The sequence below is a fragment of the Pseudomonas sp. Pseusp10 genome (assembly GCF_059492225.1).
The window spans coordinates 3,487,843-3,504,767 of the sequence record NZ_CP168528.1 but is presented as its reverse complement, the minus strand read 5'-3'; the positions used below and the strand labels follow the sequence as shown (position 1 = coordinate 3,504,767).

Sequence of the window (16,925 nt, the reverse complement as noted above, 5' to 3'; positions counted from 1 at the left end):
TTGAAAAAGCAGGTCTGCCCAAACGGCCTGATCATTGACTGGTGAAAACGCTTTTTTTGCCCGCTGCTACGTGAAACTCATGCTGACTAAAGGAAGGCATCACACCGTGGGAACCGTTCCACCATCGATGACGTATTCAGTACCAGTAATGGAGCTTGCAAGCGGCGAGACGAGGAATGCGATGAGATCGGCTACTTCCCTTGGTTTAGCGGGACGTCCGATCGGGATGCCTCCCAGTGAGCCCATTACGACTTGGCGGCCACCCTCATAATCTGTGCCGCTCTGCCTTGCAATCTCCTCTACAAAGGCGACTGATGCCTGCGTCTCCACCCATCCCGGTGAAACCCTGACTACGCGCACTCCCTTGGGGCTGACCTCTTTGGAAAGACCCTTGCTGTAGTTCGAGAGCGCGGCCTTGGCGGCGGCATACGCAAGCGTGGACTCAGGTAGCGGTAGCTGGCGCTGGATAGAGGTGACATGGATGATGACACCCGAGCCTTGCTTGAGCAGCATGGGCAATAGCGCTCGGTCGAGGCGAACTGCCGAGAGCAGGTTCAGGTCCAGAGCCCGTTGCCATTCCTGGTCGTCGAGCACCGCATAGCCACCGGCTGGAGCCGATGAGCCGCCAGCGACATGAACGATGATATCGAGCCCGCCGAGACGATCATGGACGGCATCGAAGACGCTGGCACAACCCTCGGTGGTGGTGATGTCCGCCGCGACGAAGAGGTCCTCGGGAAGGTGCTCGGGACGCGAGCGCGCAGCTGTCAGGACTTTTGCGCCAGCCTCGCGAAGTCGGGATACGACGGCTTCTCCAATGCCTTTGGTTCCGCCGGTGACCAGCGCCCGGAGACCTTCGAGTTCCAGTGCGATGCTCATCAGCGAATCTCCAGGGATGCGATCTTGTCGTCGACGAGTACAACGGTGTAAGTGAGCTCGACAGGGCTGCCAGGGAAGTTCCCCGTAAGCCGAGCGAGCAGGGTCACGGTCTGTCCTTCCTGCGAGCTGCTCAATGGTTCGATGCTGTATTGGTACTTGGCCTGCGAGGCTTGCTTCCAGGACTTGATGGCCTCCAACCCCTTGTACGTCTGGCCTTCGTCGCGCACGGTGGCATCTTTGGCGAAGCAGCGCTCCAACACCTCGGTGTCAGTAATCTTTTCGGCCGCAAGGTAGCTGGCGAGCGGTTCAGGCAATTCGATGTTCATGGCGATTTCACCTCACGGATGTAAGGATTTCTTCATCCACATGTTCGCTTTCGGCCATACCCGATGGCAAGAACCCACGAAAAAGTAAGCTAGGGAAATATGAGAAAAATCTATGCTCCCTCTACTGCGGCTAGCGAAGTAGAAGCAGTGTTCAAGCAACTCGAAGGACGTTGGAAGCTGGCGATCCTGTTCCACCTCTTTGGTGGCCATTGAGGATTCGCGATGCCAAACTCTGACCTGCCCCCTTCCCTGCTGTTCAAGCTCCACGAAAACCAACTTGCCCTTGTAGCCGCCATCCTGGAGATTTCGAACTGGGTCGAGCAGCGCGGATCGGCCGATGTCGCCGACAACGTGCGCGGCGCCCTTGAAGCTATCGACAAAAACGAAGAGTTCATCAAATGATGGCGCCGGAGTGACGGCAATCGGCCAGAAGCGGTCAGTCAACTGATTGAATTAGGGCTCCCAAGGGCCGCCTGCGTAGGAGTAATCGCTTTCATCCAACATCCGGAAACCTTGAGTTCCATCCACTTAGTAATCAAAATCACCTGGTCCCGAGACTGCTAGGAACGCGAACTGATTCAAGCCAACACTCCTGTGGTTGAACTCATGCTGCGGGTCGCTGGTGTGAACGAAAACCAGATAGGTATCCACTAGCCTATAGCTGCAAACTGCCTCCCACTGCTGATGTTCTTAAACCATACATCGATGGATGTGGCTCCAACTAGGAAGGAGATATGAACTATGGAGTTACACAGCGAGCGGCTTTACATGAGGCAAATAACCAGAGGTGACTGGCCGCTGTTCCTCGCCCTGCACGCCGACCAGCGAGTCATCCAGTATGTCTGCGACGCTCCTACCGAATCCCAAATCCGTGAAAAATTCGAATCCCGGCTGCCGCAGTGGCTGCCCAGTTCCACGCACTGGTTATGCCTTGTTATGTTCGACATTCATATCCGTCGTCCTGTCGGGGTGACAGGATTGAAGCTGACGTCCGCTACTAGCTCAACCGCCGAAGTCGGTTATCTGTTACTCGCGCAATATCAAGGCAAAGGGTATGGTTCTGAATCGCTGCAAACAGTGATGACCTACGCCCGCGACGTGCTCGGCCTCCGTGCACTTACGGGCGTCGTGACCGATGGGAATAGTGCATCTTGTCATGTGCTCGAAAAATGCGGCTTTGTGCTTGAGCAACGACAATCCGACTCCTGCTGTATCAATGGGCAGCTGTTTGATGACCTCATCTATTGGTGTCGCATAGGTGAGCACTGAGGATCGCCAAGCGAAATGATGCGGTGACTGCCATCGCCAACCAACCGCTTTGGGTCGATTACTGCCGGTCACAATCTAAAATCTTCAGCTTTCTCGGTGATGGCCTGGAACAGAAAACGCACTTGGCCAAGTCTTTTTCGTGGAGAAAATGGCAGTGCTTTGACCCGTTTCGTTAACCCGGCCAAGGGCTTTTTTATGGCTGACTCGCCTACATTTCCCGATTTCCCCCATGGAATCTGGAAAAAAAGACGAAAAAATCTGCTGGGCTTTCATCTGCCTTCCGACTCGCCGAAAACCCAGTAATAGTGCGGGCTGCGCGGTCACAGCCATTAATATGCCACTATCCAGAGACACTGCCGTTGGTCAGCAAAATTGATCAAAAAATGAACGGTCTCGGGTTTTTTCGTTCAGAATACGCAACAGGTGGCACGGGCACTGATCCTCACCTGACCCCAGAAGCGGAAGTTAAACCTCATATGCACCAAGTGCGAAAATGAGGTTTTTTATTACCTGAAAATGGACATGATCGAATGATTAAAAGTTCATTCGAGAAGCTCGCTTTTATCTTGCCAGCGTGATGCCGCAAGATAATTCAATTGAAACTGCTGGATCATAACTTCAGTGAGCAACGGCAAACTCTAATCAAGCCGTCCTGAAAGTCAGGTTGATTCACTGTTTGAACAAAGAGGTAGTCATGTTACTTAGTATTCTTTCTTCACCAGCCGGGGAATATTTGCGCTTGGGCGTTGTATATTTCCATCTTATCGCCTGCTGTGTGGCAATCGGGCTGGTTTTGACCAGTGACATTGCAATGGTCAAGCAACTCCTGAAGGGAGATGCATCAGGTCACCATGATGACGCGCACATGGAAAGTCTTCAGAAAACCGTATCGCTTGCACTTGTAGCTCTTTGGATCACGGGCATTGGTATTGTCGGGATCGATTATGCCGGCAAGGGGATGGAGTATTTCCTCAATCCAAAATTGCAAGCCAAAATCGGCATCGTTGTGCTGTTGACCTTTAACGGTTTCCTGTTGCATAGCGCTGTATTGCCGGCGCTGAAAAAAGCCGGTTCGTTACTCAAACTTTCTTTCAACCTGCGCATGCTGGCGCTGTTCTCCGGTGCGCTCTCTGGCGTGTCGTGGTTCTATGCCGCCATGCTGGGTGTTGGTCGTCCGCTGGCCTGGAAGTACTCGCTGGTGGAGTTGCTGGCAGCCTATCCGGTTCTCATCGTCGGTGGATTCGCAATGATGGTACTGCTCACCACCTGGGCAAAAAACAGAGACGCCGAAGCGCGCATGGAACAAGGCACCTGGAAAACAGGAAACGCCGCCCTGGCTGGCTGGTGAATCCAGGTTGAACAAGGAAGTTCAGCTCTAGCAAAAGAATTCCGCTTTAACTGTTAACAAATCTCACTTGAGGATACCCAAATGAAATCCATGAAAGTTCTCTTCGTAGTCGCCACTCTGACCGCTTCTTCTCTGGCGATGGCCACAGGTGGCGGTGACCGGACCTTCGCACGCATGGAGTCGGCCCGGAAAGTCTCGATGGAAACCTACCAGGTTGCACAGAAACAGAAGGCTGAAGCTGCTGTCGCTCAAAGCAAAGCCAAGGCAGCCGATCGCACCAACGGCTGATCGGTGTAGCGCGTCCCCAGGCCGGCAGAAATATGCGGCCTCAAGCCTCAAATGCAGCACCCACGGTGCTGCTGGCGCCGGTCTGACCGAGATGCCGCTTACACGCAATCCAGTCTGTTGAATCCAAATTCGTAAGCAGCCTTTCGCGAAGGGCTGCTTCGTTTGCAGCCCTTCGTTACGAGCAGAAATCGGCTTTCATCTGCAAAAAATCGCTCCATCGGTAAACTCCCCTCGCTCCAATTCAACTTTGGAGCTCTACGATCCTGAGCCAAGGCCAGCGAGCCTGATAACTTTTCGCCTTCTGACCGAACAAGTCCGGCCTGGGATTCTTTGGATTGATTCGAAGTAACCCGTGCTCTGTGTCGGCCAGGCCGTTGGGCGCATAGACCTCGCCCGTTTCAACATCCAATCCCATGCAGGTACCGGCAACCAGGTAGCGATCGATCCCGTCTCTGGCCGACTGAAGCTGAGGATAATCCCCGCCGAACCGCTGGCTGTACCACAGGTGAACGCGAGCCTGATTCTTGATCTCGACGTTCACATCGAGGTCGTTGAACAGACGCTGACCTGACTGGATGACCTCATTCTCTGTTTCCCAGGACAGATCATCATCGAAGTAAAAGACGTCGTAATCCTTCACTCCCCAACCGGCCGGTCGCTGTGACTGGTGATTCCACACGGCCTGGAACAAGCAACCGGCCGTGAGCATGCATTGGTTCAAACCGAGCTCAGGCAAGCGAGTGGAAATTTCTGCGTTTACTGGATTGGTCATTGCGATCCTGACCAGGCTTTCGACAGTCAATGTCATCTTCATCCCTTCTGATTGATCTAATCCTGGCGACCAACAATACGCCCCAACGCTTTATACATTGGCGCCCCCCCCCTTTGATCACCCTCAGTCAATAGCGCCCTTCGCAACCCGCGACTATCGGCGAATCTGGCGCAAATCATGCGTCATTCAACGACATGAAGTCGGTCCTGACTATATGGATGACACTTTTGAAGTGAGCCGCCTCAGTGCCTGCCCCGATAATCGATAGCTTACTGACGAATTGTCGAGGTCAAGCATGACGAGCGCAACTATGGAACAAGTCAGCCCAAGAACGCTGAGAAGAGTGATTGTGGCCGCCGGCATCGGCAATTTCGTCGAGTGGTTCGACTTCGCCGTCTATGGCTTTTTGGCCACGACCATCGCCCAGCAATTTTTCCCCAGTGGCGATGCCAGTGCAGCTTTGCTCAAGACCTTTGCGGTATTCGCCGTAGCCTTTGCGTTTCGGCCCCTTGGCGGAATTTTCTTCGGCATGCTGGGCGACAGGATCGGCCGCAAGCGAACCCTGGCGATGACGATTCTGCTGATGGCCGGTGCGACGACCTTGATCGGTCTGCTGCCCACTTATGCGGCGATCGGGGTCATGGCGCCGATTCTTCTGTCCTTGATCCGTTGCGCCCAGGGCTTTTCCGCCGGGGGAGAATATGCAGGTGCCTGTGCCTACCTGATGGAGCATGCACCGAGTGACAAACGTGCCTGGTACGGAAGCTTTATTCCGGTGTCGACATTTTCCGCCTTCGCCGCAGCAGCCGTGGTGGCCTACGCACTCGAGGCGTCATTGTCGGCCGAAGCGATGGGCACTTGGGGTTGGCGCCTGCCGTTCCTGATTGCCGCGCCCCTGGGCCTGGTGGGTCTTTACTTGCGCTGGAAGCTCGATGAGACGCCGGCATTCCAGGCAGTGACTCAGGAACATGCAGTCGCACACTCCCCACTCAAGGAAACCTTGCGCAACCATGGTGCGGCTATCTGTTGTCTGGGTGCCTTTGTGTCACTCACGGCACTCTCGTTTTATATGTTCACCACTTACTTCGCTACCTACCTGCAAGTCGCGGGTGGCCTGAGTCGCGCCACAGCGTTGCTGGTGTCGCTGATTGCATTGCTGTTCGCTGCGGCGATCTGCCCGCTGGCCGGCCTGTATTCGGACCGGGTCGGGCGTCGAATGACGGTGATGACGGCTTGCGCATTGTTGATTGTGACCGTGTATCCATCGTTCCTGATGGCCAGCTCCGGCTCGTTCGCAGCGTCCATCGTCGGCGTCATGCTCCTGGCGATTGGCGCGGTGCTGTGTGGCGTGGTGACGGCGGCCTTGCTCTCGGAAACCTTCCCTACCCGTACTCGCTACACCGCCTCGGCGATCACCTACAACATGGCGTATACCCTTTTCGGCGGCACCGCGCCGCTGGTGGCGACGTGGCTGATCAGCACCACCGGCAGCAACTTGTCGCCAGCGTTCTATCTGATCGCGATTGCATTGCTCGCGCTGGCGGGTGGCCTGGCATTACCGGAGACTTCGAGGATTTCCCTGCATGAGGTTGCGTCACAGGAGAAAGGCGCAAGAGTGAACGCTGCCGTGTGAAACACCAAACGGTCTCAAGCCCGCAGCCCGGCGCTCCACCGGGCTTGCCGCCCGATGTCCTGCACCTTTTCTTCGGCGCGGCCTGCTGCACAACGCCACCCGCGCTTTCGCGCCCCGGAACTCACTCAATTCGACGTCACGCATGATTCCACACCCATATCGTGGACTTGTCATGAAGTGAAAAGAAATTGTCGTCGAATGAATGGCCGTCAGCCTCCCCCCTCCATAAATTCCTCTTCGGGCCCGCACGCGTTGAATCCTGTGATCTGACGGCGGGCCCGTTCTGGTTCATAGGCTCAACATCATAATAATAATCCGAGGGGTCGCATCGTATGCGCGTGAATTTGCCCGTAACCGAGCATGAAAGAGTATTTCCCGCCGAACAACGATTGATCTCCACGACCGATCTCGATAGCCGGATCACCTACTGCAATGACGCCTTTGTTGCCATCAGTGGTTTCACCTACGACGAATTGGTGGGCCAGCCCCATAACCTGGTTCGACACCCCGACATGCCTCCCGGGGTATTCATTCACATGTGGCACACCATCAAGCAAGGCAAACCCTGGATGGGCATTGTGAAAAACCGCGCGAAAAATGGTGATTTCTATTGGGTCAGTGCCTACGTCACACCCATCTATGAAAACGGACGCCTGAGTGGTTACGAGTCGGTTCGTTCGCTGCCCAGCCGCAACCAGGTTCGCCGGGCAGCAGCACTCTATGCACGGATGCGGGCCGGCAAGCCCATCGTTTCGCTGAGCACACGGATTTCCCGGCCGCTGCAACACGGGTGGCCGTTGCTGATCACTGGCGCAGTTTCATTGTTCGCCGAGCAGTGGCTGCCCAGCGCGGCGGCACAGGGGCTGATGGTGGCGAGCCTGTGTCTTGCCTGGTACCTGATCGAGTCACGGCATCGCAGGGCCATCGAGCGTACCTTGGCCGATCATCCGAAAGCCTTTTCCGATCCATTGGTCGCGCTCACCTACAGCGACAACCATGGCCCCCAGGGTCGCCTGGACATGGCCATGGTCAGTGAGGAAGCACGCTTGCAGACTGCCCTGAGCCGACTTGTCGATGCCGGGGTCAATGTCAAGGCCAAGGCGGCGCAGTCATCCGAACTCTCCGGTTCGCAGGCGCAGTCGCTTGATCGTCAGCGCAGTGAAACCGATCAGTCTGCCGCCGCCATTTCACAGATGGCCGCCACCATCCAGCAAGTCACCCAGAACGTCATCAGCACCGCGCATGCCGCGTCGCAGGCTGATCAGTTGACGCGTGAGGGCAGTGAGCTGGCCCGGCAGAGCCTGAGCGCCATGGAAACCATGCATGAGGCGGTCAACGAGATCGGCAAGGCGGTCAACGCATTGGCCAGTGAAACGCAATCGATCGGCAGTGTCGTGGATGTCATCACCTCCATCGCCGAACAGACCAACCTGCTGGCGCTGAACGCGGCGATCGAGGCGGCCCGGGCCGGTGAGCAAGGTCGCGGTTTTGCCGTGGTTGCCGACGAGGTGCGCTCCCTTGCACAACGCACTCGCACTTCCACCGAACAGATCCACGGCATCATTGCGTCTCTGTACGACGGTGCCGATCGCGCTGTGTCAACGGCCAGCCGTGGCGAGCAGATTTCCCGCGAAAGCATGCAGCGTGTCGAGGCGGTGCAGTCGGCGCTGGTCGGTATCAGCGAGGCCGTCACCCGGATTACCGGAATGAGCCAGCAGATGGCCTCGGCGTCAGAAGAGCAAAGTCACGTGGCTGAAGACATCAATCAGCAGATCACGCGTATTGCCCAACTCTGTGATCACAGCGCCGGGCAGGCCAAACAAGGCGCCGCGATCAGCCAGGACCTTGAAGTCATGGCCGATTACCTGCACAGCCTGGCCGAGCGTTTTAACCGTTAGTAGCGACAGGGCGATTCCAGCACTGGGTACTCCTCGGCTACTTCGCCATGATCCTCGCCATTTGATGCTGATCATCTGTAGGAGCGAGCTTGCTCGCGAAGGTCATCAACGATAACGCGTGCTCACTGGCTGAACACGGCGCTCTTGAGTCCATCGCGAGCGAGCTCGCTCCTACAGTAGCAATACGTCGGCGGGCGGCCCGTTGCCAACGATTTCACTAAGGCAATGCATAGACCCTGAACAATCTCTTCACGGTAAGGTTGCTCCCGCCCAGATACTGGTCGTAGGCCTTTTCCACAAAGCCCGAGTAATAGGCTTCACTGAGGGCCGTATCGACCAGCAGGCGGAAGTCTTCGTCGTTGCGATCCACGATCATCGCCACCGGCGAGTACTCGAAGATGCGGTCCAGGAGCATCAGGTTCCTGGCCGCGCCTTCCTTGGCGATTTCGTTTCGCAGCAGCATGCGTTCGGAGAAGAAGGCATCGGCCTTGCCCTCGGCGACCAGCTTGACGCCCTCGTCGATGTTGGCCACGGTCACCAGCGAGGCGATCACGTTGAGCAGGCGCATCCGTTCGCGAATCCAGTCTTCGGTCACGCCCCCCTCGAGGGTCGCGTAGGTGTGGTTGGCCAGACCATTGTTGATGCTGGCACGCCAGGTCGGTCCGGTATTGGCAACCTTGCCATTGAGCACATTGAGCAACGGTTCGGCCGCATCGTTGCGCACCACGACCGAAAGTCCGGCAGTGTAGATCGGTATGGAGTAGCTGATCATCTTGCGCCGTTCCAGGGTGGGCGGTGTCGGCGTGCAGAGGATATCGACTTTACCCTGGCTCACGGCGTTGACCTCGTCCGAAATCTTGACAGGCAGGTAGTGCACTTGCAGGTCGGGCAGGCCCAGCTCGCTCTTGAGCTTGTCGGCGACTTTCAGGCACAGGTCGATGGCGTAACCGCTGGCCTTGTCGCCTTCCTGCTTGCTGAAGGGCGCCAGGTCTGGCAAGTAGCCCAGGGTAAAGGTGTGGCTGCTGCGCACCCGCTCAAGGGTGTTGGCGCCGGCCACTAGCGGCAGCGTCAAGAGTGCGAAGGCCAGCAGCAGTCTGGTGGTTGTGGCAAATGGTACGTTCATGTCCGGTTTCCCCGTATGCAGATGTCTGTGCAGTCCTGGTGGCCACGCCTAAGGATTACCGGCCCTGGCCTGGTTGGCGGGTGGCGCTTCGGTGAAGCGTTTGGCGAGGAATCCATAGAGCAGGTAGCCGACAGCGAGCACCAGGGTGCCGCCCATCACTGCATCCTTGCCGCAGGCATACAGGGCATACAAGGAGTACGTTACGGCAATCAGCAATACCACCACGTTACGCGTGCGAATCGCTGAAGAGACCCCGGCCTTGTGCATGATCACCAGCAGACCGGTCAGCGCAGTGATATAGGGAATCAGGTTGGTGACCGCGGCCAGGCTGACCAACTTGCTGAACTGCGCGGCGGCGTCGGGCGAGATGGTCGACAGGGCCATGAGGGTTTGCAGAACGCCACAGACGATCATGCCAACGACGGGCGCATTCATCGAGTTGACCTTGCTGAACAGCTTGAGGAACAGGTCCTGATCAGCCGTCATCTTCGCGGTTTGCGCCAGGGTGAATTGCCAGCCCAGCAGCGAGCCGACACAGGCCATGACCGCCAGGGCCATGACGATATTGCCCACCATCGGACTGAATATCGTGGCGTAGACCAGCGCGAAAGGCGCCGAGGACTTGGCCAGCTCGGCGTTAGGAATGATGCCCTGGATGACGGTAGTCGACAGCACATAGACCACCGCTGCCCCGAGGGTACCGAACAGGCAGGCTAGCGGCACATTGCGCTTGGGGTCTTCCACGGCATCGGTGGCCTGGGCGGCCGATTCCATGCCCAGGAACGCCCACAGGGTCAGGGGGATGGCTTTGCCAATGGCTTCGGAAATCGCCAGGCTATTAGGGTTCCAGGCGGCGGCCAGCACATCCGGCTTGAACCAGAACCAGCCGATGATGCTCAGCCCGGCTACCGGAATGATCACCCCCCACACCGTGAACGCGCCAATCTTGCCGGTGATGCCAGGGCCACCGAAGTTGGCGAAGGTGGTCAGCCAGATCAGCGCGATCGTGCCAATGCACAGCGGAATGGCACCCGTGCCCAGCCAGGGCACGAAGGCCGTCATGTAGCCCACCGCCGAGATAGCCACGGCCACGTTGGCGATGGCCAGGGACAGGAAGTACAGGTACGAGCAGAGGAAAAAACCCGACTTCGCATGGGCTTCTTCGGTGTAGGCGGACAAGCCGCCAGAACGCGAGCAGAAGACCCCGCACTGGGCAAAGCAGTAAGCGATGGCCATCGAACCGATCGCGGTGAAGATCCATGACAGCAGCGAGACGGCACCCAGTTGAGCCATATTGGTGGGCAACATGATGATGCCCGAGCCCATCATGTTGACCGTTACCAGCGTCGTGAGCCCCATCAGGCCCATTTTCTTGCTTGAATCAGCCATCGCAAACTCCTTGCCTTTTGCAGAGTTTTGAACCTGGACCTGGCGACGTGCAGCACGCGACCGGACAGGGGCTAATGCTTACTGCTTGACCACGTAGACTTCCTGGGTTGGGCGCTTCTAACCAGTGCAGCATCAGGCCTTGAGCACGTACCCATACGCCCGGGTGCGACCGCCTTCCTGCTTCAGGTACACGCCCTGCAGTTCCGGCGTGAACCCGGGCAAGCGGTTGATGCCCTCCTCCAGTGCCAGGAAATACTTGAGCACAGCGCCACCCCAGATCTCCCCGGGCACCACGCACAACACACCCGGCGGGTATGGCAACGCACCTTCGGCTGCAATGCGACCATCGGCGTCGGCCAACGGCACCAGTTCGACATTGCCTCGGATGTACTCGATTTGCGCTTGCTGCGGGTTCATGGCCTTTTTCGGGAAGTGTTCCTTGCGGAACATGTCCTTCTGCAATTGCTGCACGTTATGGCTGCGATACAGGTCGTGCATTTCCTGGCAGAGCCTGCGGATGGTGTAGTCGCGGTAGCGTTCCTCGTACTGGTTGTAGATCGCCGGCAGCACCCGGCTCATCGGTGCGTCGTCCTGAACGAAGCGTTCGAAACGGGCGATCTGGGCCGCCAGGTGACTCATCTTTGCCCAGTCTTCGGCCGGGGTGAGCAGGAACAGAATGGAGTTGAGGTCACACTTTTCCGGAACGATACCGTTCTGGCGCAGGAAGTTGGCCAGGATGCCAGCGTGAATACCGAAGTCGGTGTAGCTGCCGTCCACCGGGTCGATGCCTGGCGTGGTGAACAGCAACTTGCAGGGGTCGATGAAGTACTGTTTGTCGGCATAACCGGGAAAGGCATGCCAGCGATCCTTTGGATGGAATTCAAAGAAACGGATGTCGCTGGCAATGGCGTCGGTCGAATGATCCTGCCATGGGCGTCCGTCGATGGTATCCGGCACGAAGGGGCGGACCATGGTGCAGGCTTCCAGAATCAGCTTGCGCGCATTGATGCCGAACTTCACACAGTCGTCCCACAGGCGCAGGCCACTGCGGCCGGAGTGAATGCGCGCGTTGACATCCAGCGAGGCGAACAGCGGGTAGAACGGGCTCGTTGAGGCCTGTGCCATGAAGGCATTGTTGAGCCGGTGATGGTTGCAATAGCGGGCCTGGCCCTTGATGTGGCGGTCCTTCTTGTGGATTTGGGAGGCCTGGGAAAAGCCGGCCTGTTGTTTGTGTACCGATTGAGTGACGAAGATGCCGGGGTCGTTCTCGTCCAGATCGAGCAACATCGGCGAGCAGTCTTTCATCATCGGAATGAACTGCTCGTAGCCGACCCACGCCGAGTCGAACAGGATGTAGTCACACAGTTTGCCGATGCGGTCGACCACTTGCCGGGCGTTGTAGATGGTGCCGTCATAGGTGCCCAGTTGAATGATCGCCAGGCGAAACGGTCGTGGCAGTTGCGCCTTGTCCGGGGCGACCTCGGCAATCAGATCACGCAGGTAGTCCTCTTCGAAACAGTGGGCGTCGATCCCGCCGATGAAGCCGTAAGGGTTGCGCGCGGTTTCCAGATACACCGGCGTCGCCCCGGCCTGCAACAGTGCGCCCTGGTGATTGGACTTGTGATTGTTGCGGTCGAACAGCACCAGATCGCCCGGGGTCAACAGGGCGTTGGTCACTACCTTGTTCGACGCCGAGGTGCCATTGAGCACGAAGTAGGTCTTGTCGGCGTTGAACACTTGCGCGGCGTGTTTTTGCGCCAGCAGCGCCGGACCTTCGTGGATCAGCAGGTCGCCGAGTTTGACGTCGGCGTTGCACATGTCGGCGCGAAACAGCGTCTCGCCGAAGAAGTCGAAAAACTGCCGCCCTGCCGGGTGTTTGCGAAAGAACTGGCCACCCTGGTGGCCGGGGCAGGCGAAGGTCGCGTTGGCCGCTTCGGTGTAGTGTTTGAGCGAATCGAAGAACGGCGGCAACAAGCTTTCTTCATAGGCATTGGCCGCTGTTTCCAACTGGTTGCCGTAGTACTCGGCATTATTGCCGGACAAGTCGAAGACACCATTGACCTGCAGGATGACATCCTGCAGTTGCTTGTAGACCTCCAGGGAGCGATTACTGCGACCCTGAGAGGCCACCAGGAAAATCGGGATGTCGAACCCCGTCCGCTTGATGGAGTCCAGCGCCCCTGCTGCCAAGTCCTCTACCGAGAGCACGGCAACCGCGACATCGGTAAAGTCAGTCTGATCGAGCCGGACGATTTCACGGGAATTACGAAAGCAAGTTCTAACCGCATCGCTGGCAGCGATTTTCAAGGCATTCATAACCAGAATCTCTCAGTCTGCATGACGTTGAAGTTCCTGGGACGCGTTTCGTTAGTGGCATCAAGTCCCGGGGTCAGGAGCGATTGCCTTATTGGGTATAGTTCATTTTTACAATTAGTTACTTCCTGCCGAATTTTTAATGCAGATTCATCCAAAGGCATTAATCCTCAACGATCACGCACAACGCTTAACTGTGGATGAAGCACCCCATCAGTTGCATCCAACCTTTGGGGTGCTGCTCATCCAGCCATCAGATGCGCCCTGCGGAACCTGTGACGGGCAGGTTCCCGAGCAAGTTGAGCCCGGTGCTCTTCACGAACGTCTCATAGTCCATCGGCTTCTCGATACGGGTTTGCGCGTTAGGCAGCACGTAGGCCCAGGCACGTTTGGACGATGCGTCGTACACCAGCTTGTACAGTCGCGTCGGCACCCAGACCTGGTTGTCGCCGATGGTGGAGTGACCCGGGTCAAAGAGCGGGCCGGTAAAGACAAACACGTTGCCACCGGCGCGCTTGGCAAACTTTCGGACATCAGACTCGACCTTGCTCCAGATCTTGCGGTTGTTGGTGGGGTCTTGCGGCACCATGTTCGACAGCGCAAAGGATTGGGCCATTGCATTGGGGTTCGGGGCATCGGCTGCCGGGGATTGATGGCCACGGTCCACGGCCGGGTGCTGGCTGCGGTAGTCGCTCAACTCAGCGCGCCCACTCTTGGGAATGCGTGGGTCCGGGTAGAACTGGTTGGTGCGCTCCTCCCCTTTGGCATCCTGCAACTGGGCCGCATTCAGGCGTTCGACCACCACCAGCGGGGTCTTGCTGGTTTGCGAGTACAGCACCGCGAAGTTGTCGGAACACAGCGCCAGGGGCTTCATGGTTGCCGGCACAGTAGCCGTGTTGATCGGTTTCGCTGCCGGGAACAGATCTGCACAGCCATCGAAGGATGCCTGTTTCTGTTTGCTTGAATAAAGTTCCAGGGCCGCGTTCTGGCTGATCGAGCCCGAGCGGGACGCTTGTTCGTGTTGCGCGGAAGGCGGTTTGAGGAGGTCCAGCAGACCACGGGCTTGCACCCCGGGCGAGAGCAAAACAAGGGCCGACAGCCCAACTGCAATTTTGCGTAGGTACATGGGTTAAATCTTCGAAAGGAATTAAGGGGTAAACGTACGGAGAGTCCCGATTCACGGAACCGGGTGGAGGCAGTTGCGGGTTATGTGGCGGCGAGCATGCTTTCGCTGTCCTTGATCAAATTACCGATGCGGAGCCGGTCGGTTCCAGGCAGTTCGACCGCCGAGGGTCGAACGCGGTTTATTGACCATGCCAGGACATGTAAGTGCCTGACAACTCTCAGATTCTATTCGCCAGTGTCGATCTGGAGCTCATGCAGAATAAACCCAAGTGAATCCGGGGCTGCGCAGTGACTTTTTTCCGAACGGTGTTCGTCCCATGGCATCGCGTCATCGGTGCAGAAATCGCCAACGCACTCCATGTCCAACTCGACATCGAGAAGTCCAAGCGGAATCCAGAAGTAAGGCGACTCGCGAAGAGGATTGGGCACGGTCGAGCCACACTGCGAGCAAAAGTCATTCCTGTAGCCGCTGGGCTTGCGCCAACTGGTGATCGCACCTTGCCCTTCGTCCCAGCGAAAGTCGCACGCCTTGACCAGCGTGGCGAGATTATGGCCAACCCCGGTTTGCTTGCGGCACAGGGTGCAATGGCAGCGATAAAAAAATCGTGGTTCAATCGCCAGGGAAAAACGTACAGCCCCGCAAAGACATTGTCCTGATGTCATGTGTCTCTCCATTGAAGAACGATTCACCGGGTTACTTGCCGGCTTGAATGCCGGTATCGGTAAAGAAGTGGTCGTCATGGTACTGGCCTTTCATTGCCATGGAAAATGCCGTCCCCGGCCGGCGTATCATGGTGGCGCCGGTCACGGAGGCAGGCACTGCCATCGCAGGGCCTGCCGGGTCTTTTGCGCTGTATCAATGCTTATGATGGATGACTTATCCAGCACCCCTCGATACCCTTTCGCACCCAGGTGCCTGACGGCAATTCAGGCCAGACCACACTCCATCCAGACGAACAAAAAATGAAATCCTCCGCTGGTTTGCTGTTGTCAGGTATCGAACTGGACCGTGCCAGTTCCATCCCCTTGTACCGCCAACTCTACTTGCAGATTCGCAAACAGATTCTCAGTGGCAGGATTCAGGGAGGCGTGCGTCTGCCGTCCACGCGGACCCTGAGCAAAGAACTGCAGCTTTCGCGAATCAGCATTCTCAATGCGTTCGATCAACTGATTGCCGAAGGATTTCTGACGTCGCGGACCGGGGCCGGGACGTATGTCGGTCATGAGTGGGAAAGCCGCGGTATTGAAGACGATGAGCACCAGCGCCAGCCACCTCGCCTGTCCGACCTGAGCCAGTCGATGCTGTCGTTGCGCAGCGATCATTTTCGAGGCGTTTCCTATGCCGACTGGGCCACCGGGAGCCCGACCTCGTTCCTGCCCAGCCACAGCGCTTACGATGCGTTCCCGCAATCGGTCTGGAAGCGGTTGATGAACCGCCACCTGCACAAGCCGACCAAGGCCATGCTCGGCTATGGCGAACTGCAAGGGTTGCTGGCCCTGCGCGAGGCGATTGCCGAATACGTCTTTGATGCCCGGGGCATCGACTGCAGTGCCGGGCAGGTGGTCATCGTTTCCGGCGCCCAACAAGCCTTTAACCTGCTGGGCATGCTTTTGCTCAATCCGCAGGACAGCTTCTGGATGGAAGATCCGGGGCATATCGCGGCGCGCATCGCGCTGCAGGCCCAGGGTGGTCTGGTCGTCCCGTTGCGTATCGACGAACAGGGAATCGATATCCAGCAAGGCCTGGCTCAGTGTCCTGACGCGCGTCTGGTGTTTACCACTCCTTCTCGTCAGCATCCCTTGGGCATCACCATGAGTTATGCGCGGCGCCAGGAACTCATCGATTGGGCCGCCCGCAATCAGAGCTGGATCATCGAGGACGACTGCGACAGTGAGTTTCGCTACAACGGGCGCCCCCTGCCGGCACTCTATGCCATGGACCAATGGGCCCGGGTCATCTACGCCGGAACATTCAGCAAGGTGCTCTTCCCCTCGCTACGACTGGGTTACGTGATACTGCCCAACGCCTTGATCGAACCCTTCTGCACCCTGCGGGCGGTCATGGATCGCAGCCCACCCACACTGCTACAGGCCGTCACGGCAGACTTCATGCGCGAAGGCCACTTTCTCGGCCATATTCGTCGAATGCGCGCGCTGTACCAGGCTCGCCAGCAGGCATTGGTCGAACACCTGCAGCAACGGTTGGGCACTTTCTTCAGGATCACGCCTGTGGAAGCCGGCATGCACCTGATCGCCTGGTTACCCGCGCATCTCGATGACGACGCCCTGGCCAGGGAACTCGGCCAGCATGGCATTCATACCTATCCCCTGAGTGACTATTGCCTGGAGCATGTCTTGCCGCCGGCGCTGCTGATCGGCTTTGCCAGCACTCCTGAGGACCAGGCCGAAGCGCGCGTCGAAGCACTTGCCCAGGCCTTGGGCAAAATGGGCTATCTGCAGCCGGCCACTTGACGCAAGGCAAGTGGTCTTATGATTTAACTGATAATGGATCTATCGAGAGTTCCTGACTGGCGCGATAAAGGCTGCGCCGGTAGACCCGGT

General features: G+C 57.6%; 15 protein-coding genes and 1 pseudogene. 8 read left to right on the top strand and 8 right to left on the bottom strand.

All coding sequences use genetic code 11. The features are described from left to right. Positions 1–99: 99 nt before the first annotated feature. Entirely contained in the window at positions 100–879 is a 780-nt protein-coding gene (locus ACEN8Z_RS15820; protein WP_495594792.1) for an SDR family oxidoreductase, read from the bottom strand. After that, on the bottom strand, positions 879–1,205 hold the full coding sequence (locus ACEN8Z_RS15815) for a nuclear transport factor 2 family protein (protein WP_495594791.1): 327 nt from the start codon (positions 1,203–1,205) through the stop codon (positions 879–881). Before ACEN8Z_RS15815 ends, ACEN8Z_RS15820 begins: the two co-directional genes overlap by 1 nt. Before the next feature lie 222 nt (positions 1,206–1,427). Between ACEN8Z_RS15815 and ACEN8Z_RS15810 the strand changes: the two genes are divergently transcribed. From ACEN8Z_RS15810 to ACEN8Z_RS15795, 4 genes are all read left to right on the top strand, one after another. After that, positions 1,428–1,607 (top strand): hypothetical protein, encoded by a 180-nt coding sequence (locus ACEN8Z_RS15810; protein ID WP_495594790.1) that lies wholly within the window; start codon positions 1,428–1,430, stop codon positions 1,605–1,607. Positions 1,608–1,946: 339 nt separating this feature from the next. After that, positions 1,947–2,474, top strand: coding sequence for a GNAT family N-acetyltransferase (locus tag ACEN8Z_RS15805; protein WP_495594789.1), 528 nt, complete (start codon positions 1,947–1,949; stop codon positions 2,472–2,474). Positions 2,475–3,168: 694 nt separating this feature from the next. Continuing rightward, positions 3,169–3,822, top strand: a complete 654-nt coding sequence (locus tag ACEN8Z_RS15800; RefSeq protein WP_495594788.1) for a hypothetical protein — start codon at positions 3,169–3,171, stop codon at positions 3,820–3,822. A gap of 81 nt (positions 3,823–3,903) precedes the next feature. Further along, positions 3,904–4,110, top strand: a complete 207-nt coding sequence (locus ACEN8Z_RS15795; protein ID WP_007996679.1) for a co-regulatory protein PtrA N-terminal domain-containing protein — start codon at positions 3,904–3,906, stop codon at positions 4,108–4,110. A 241-nt stretch (positions 4,111–4,351) separates the two neighbouring features. On the opposite strand, the gene ACEN8Z_RS15790 is transcribed toward ACEN8Z_RS15795, so the two are convergent. Beyond that, positions 4,352–4,918, bottom strand: a complete 567-nt coding sequence (locus tag ACEN8Z_RS15790) for a nucleotidyltransferase family protein (protein ID WP_495594787.1) — start codon at positions 4,916–4,918, stop codon at positions 4,352–4,354. Between the two features lie 259 nt (positions 4,919–5,177). Here ACEN8Z_RS15790 and ACEN8Z_RS15785 point away from each other — a divergent pair, with 259 nt between their 5' ends. From ACEN8Z_RS15785 to ACEN8Z_RS15775, 3 genes and pseudogenes are all read left to right on the top strand, one after another. After that, the gene (locus tag ACEN8Z_RS15785; protein WP_495594786.1) at positions 5,178–6,515 is read left to right on the top strand and encodes an MFS transporter; all 1,338 of its coding nucleotides are present in this window, start codon (positions 5,178–5,180) and stop codon (positions 6,513–6,515) included. Positions 6,516–6,847: 332 nt separating this feature from the next. Continuing rightward, positions 6,848–7,126: pseudogene (locus ACEN8Z_RS15780) on the top strand (PAS domain-containing protein); the annotation flags it as partial. Between the two features lie 255 nt (positions 7,127–7,381). Next, positions 7,382–8,413 carry a methyl-accepting chemotaxis protein gene (locus tag ACEN8Z_RS15775; RefSeq protein ID WP_495598137.1) on the top strand — a complete coding sequence of 344 codons (1,032 nt, stop codon included), beginning with the start codon at positions 7,382–7,384 and terminating at the stop codon, positions 8,411–8,413. Between the two features lie 217 nt (positions 8,414–8,630). On the opposite strand, the gene ACEN8Z_RS15770 is transcribed toward ACEN8Z_RS15775, so the two are convergent. The 5 genes from ACEN8Z_RS15770 to ACEN8Z_RS15750 all read right to left on the bottom strand — a co-directional run bounded on the left by ACEN8Z_RS15770 (position 8,631) and on the right by ACEN8Z_RS15750 (position 15,026). Continuing rightward, positions 8,631–9,536 (bottom strand): amino acid ABC transporter substrate-binding protein, encoded by a 906-nt coding sequence (locus ACEN8Z_RS15770; protein WP_495594785.1) that lies wholly within the window; start codon positions 9,534–9,536, stop codon positions 8,631–8,633. A gap of 48 nt (positions 9,537–9,584) precedes the next feature. Beyond that, positions 9,585–10,925: a putrescine-ornithine antiporter gene (gene potE / locus ACEN8Z_RS15765; protein WP_442100570.1), complete on the bottom strand. Its 1,341-nt coding sequence runs from the start codon at positions 10,923–10,925 to the stop codon at positions 9,585–9,587. A 132-nt stretch (positions 10,926–11,057) separates the two neighbouring features. After that, positions 11,058–13,241 carry an ornithine decarboxylase SpeF gene (gene speF / locus ACEN8Z_RS15760; RefSeq protein ID WP_495594784.1) on the bottom strand — a complete coding sequence of 728 codons (2,184 nt, stop codon included), beginning with the start codon at positions 13,239–13,241 and terminating at the stop codon, positions 11,058–11,060. Positions 13,242–13,491: 250 nt separating this feature from the next. Further along, on the bottom strand, positions 13,492–14,364 hold the full coding sequence (locus ACEN8Z_RS15755) for a DNA/RNA non-specific endonuclease (RefSeq protein ID WP_495594783.1): 873 nt from the start codon (positions 14,362–14,364) through the stop codon (positions 13,492–13,494). 224 nt (positions 14,365–14,588) lie between these two features. Beyond that, on the bottom strand, positions 14,589–15,026 hold the full coding sequence (locus ACEN8Z_RS15750) for a GFA family protein (RefSeq protein WP_495598136.1): 438 nt from the start codon (positions 15,024–15,026) through the stop codon (positions 14,589–14,591). 300 nt (positions 15,027–15,326) lie between these two features. On the opposite strand from ACEN8Z_RS15750, the gene pdxR reads away from it, so the two are divergent. After that, the gene (gene pdxR, locus ACEN8Z_RS15745) at positions 15,327–16,835 is read left to right on the top strand and encodes a MocR-like pyridoxine biosynthesis transcription factor PdxR (RefSeq protein ID WP_495594782.1); all 1,509 of its coding nucleotides are present in this window, start codon (positions 15,327–15,329) and stop codon (positions 16,833–16,835) included. Positions 16,836–16,925: the final 90 nt, after the last annotated feature.

Coding starts and splice junctions, on each gene's coding strand:
- ACEN8Z_RS15820 (WP_495594792.1), bottom strand. CDS start 879: ATGAGCATCGCACTGGAACTCGAAGGTCTCCGGGCGCTGGTCACCGGC.
- ACEN8Z_RS15815 (WP_495594791.1), bottom strand. CDS start 1,205: ATGAACATCGAATTGCCTGAACCGCTCGCCAGCTACCTTGCGGCCGAA.
- ACEN8Z_RS15810 (WP_495594790.1), top strand. CDS start 1,428: ATGCCAAACTCTGACCTGCCCCCTTCCCTGCTGTTCAAGCTCCACGAA.
- ACEN8Z_RS15805 (WP_495594789.1), top strand. CDS start 1,947: ATGGAGTTACACAGCGAGCGGCTTTACATGAGGCAAATAACCAGAGGT.
- ACEN8Z_RS15800 (WP_495594788.1), top strand. CDS start 3,169: ATGTTACTTAGTATTCTTTCTTCACCAGCCGGGGAATATTTGCGCTTG.
- ACEN8Z_RS15795 (WP_007996679.1), top strand. CDS start 3,904: ATGAAATCCATGAAAGTTCTCTTCGTAGTCGCCACTCTGACCGCTTCT.
- ACEN8Z_RS15790 (WP_495594787.1), bottom strand. CDS start 4,918: ATGACATTGACTGTCGAAAGCCTGGTCAGGATCGCAATGACCAATCCA.
- ACEN8Z_RS15785 (WP_495594786.1), top strand. CDS start 5,178: ATGACGAGCGCAACTATGGAACAAGTCAGCCCAAGAACGCTGAGAAGA.
- ACEN8Z_RS15775 (WP_495598137.1), top strand. CDS start 7,382: ATGGTGGCGAGCCTGTGTCTTGCCTGGTACCTGATCGAGTCACGGCAT.
- ACEN8Z_RS15770 (WP_495594785.1), bottom strand. CDS start 9,536: ATGAACGTACCATTTGCCACAACCACCAGACTGCTGCTGGCCTTCGCA.
- potE (WP_442100570.1), bottom strand. CDS start 10,925: ATGGCTGATTCAAGCAAGAAAATGGGCCTGATGGGGCTCACGACGCTG.
- speF (WP_495594784.1), bottom strand. CDS start 13,241: ATGAATGCCTTGAAAATCGCTGCCAGCGATGCGGTTAGAACTTGCTTT.
- ACEN8Z_RS15755 (WP_495594783.1), bottom strand. CDS start 14,364: ATGTACCTACGCAAAATTGCAGTTGGGCTGTCGGCCCTTGTTTTGCTC.
- ACEN8Z_RS15750 (WP_495598136.1), bottom strand. CDS start 15,026: ATGACATCAGGACAATGTCTTTGCGGGGCTGTACGTTTTTCCCTGGCG.
- pdxR (WP_495594782.1), top strand. CDS start 15,327: ATGAAATCCTCCGCTGGTTTGCTGTTGTCAGGTATCGAACTGGACCGT.